Source organism: Pelomicrobium sp. G1, assembly GCF_051905455.1.
GTDB lineage: Bacteria > Pseudomonadota > Gammaproteobacteria > Burkholderiales > UBA6910 > Pelomicrobium.
On sequence record NZ_JBQACR010000035.1, the window covers coordinates 1 to 1,572 of the forward strand.

Annotated in this window: 1 protein-coding gene; it reads right to left on the bottom strand. The window is 64.8% G+C overall.

Translation table 11 applies throughout. The annotated features are described in order from the left end of the window. The coding region (gene groL, locus ACTFO6_RS17220) for a chaperonin GroEL (RefSeq protein WP_439935665.1) at positions 1-1,571 on the bottom strand (1,571 nt) is incomplete at its 3' end. Position 1,572 lies beyond the last annotated feature (1 nt).

Consider the following 1,572-nt stretch of genomic DNA (forward strand, 5'->3'; position numbering starts at 1 on the left):
TCGGCCACCATGGCGTCGGTGGTGAGGATCAGCCCGGCGATGGAGGCCGCGTTCTGCAGGGCGGTGCGCGCCACCTTGGTCGGGTCGATCACGCCCATGGCCACCAGGTCGCCGTACTCGCCGCTCTGGGCGTTGTAGCCGAAGTTGCCCTTGCCCTCCAGCACCTTGGCCAGCACCACCGAGGGCTCCTCGCCCGCGTTGGCCACAATCTGGCGCAGGGGCTCTTCCAGGGCGCGCATCACGATCTTGATGCCGCAGTCCTGATCGTAGTTGCTGCCCTTGAGCTTGCCCTCCAGGGCCTGGCGCGCCCGCAGGAACGCGACGCCGCCTCCCGGCACGATGCCCTCCTCGACGGCGGCCCGGGTCGCGTGCAGGGCGTCCTCCACCCGCGCCTTCTTCTCCTTCATCTCCACTTCGGTGGCCGCCCCCACCTTGATCACGGCCACCCCGCCGGCGAGCTTCGCCACCCGCTCCTGCAGCTTCTCCCGGTCGTAGTCGGAGGTGGTCTCCTCGATCTGGGCGCGGATCTGCTTGACCCGGTCTTCGATCTTCTTCTTCTCGCCCGCGCCATCGATGATGGTGGTCTCTTCCTTGCCCACCTCGACCCGCTTGGCACGGCCCAGATCATTGAGGCTCGCATTCTCCAGCTTAAGCCCCAGCTCCTCGCTGATCACGGTGCCGCCGGTCAGGATGGCCATGTCCTCCAGCATCGCCTTGCGCCGGTCGCCGAAGCCAGGCGCCTTCACCGCGCAGGTCTTGAGGATGCCGCGGATGTTGTTCACCACCAGGGTGGCAAGCGCCTCCCCCTCCACCTCCTCGGCGATGATGAGCAGCGGCCGCCCCGCCTTGGCTACCTGCTCCAGAATGGGCAGCAGATCGCGGATGGAGGAGATCTTCTTGTCGTGCAGCAGGATGTAGGGATCCTCTAGCACGCAGATTTGTTTTTCGGCGTTGTTGATGAAGTAGGGCGAGAGATAGCCGCGGTCAAACTGCATGCCCTCGACCACCTCGAGCTCGTTCTCCAGGCTCTTGCCGTCCTCCACCGTGATCACGCCTTCCTTGCCCACCTTGTCCATGGCATCGGCGATGATCTTGCCGATGGACTCGTCGGCGTTGGCCGAAATCGACCCCACCTGGGCGATCTCCTTGCTGGTGGTGCAGGGCTTGGAGAGCTTCTTGAGCTCCTCCACCACCTTGTCCACCGCCTTGTCGATGCCGCGCTTCAGATCCATCGGGTTCATGCCGGCGGCCACGTACTTCATGCCCTCCAGCACGATGGATTGGGCCAGCACGGTGGCGGTGGTGGTGCCGTCGCCCGCCACGTCGGAGGTCTTGGAGGCGACCTCCTTCACCATCTGGGCCCCCATGTTCTCGAACTTGTCCTTAAGTTCAATCTCCTTCGCTACCGACACCCCGTCCTTGGTCACGGTGGGAGCGCCCCAGGAGCGCTCGATCACCACGTTGCGGCCCTTGGGCCCCAGCGTGACCTTGACGGCATCGGCGAGAATGTTCACGCCAGCGACGATGCGATGGCGAGCGGCTTCATGGAACTTGACTTCTTTGGCTGCCATG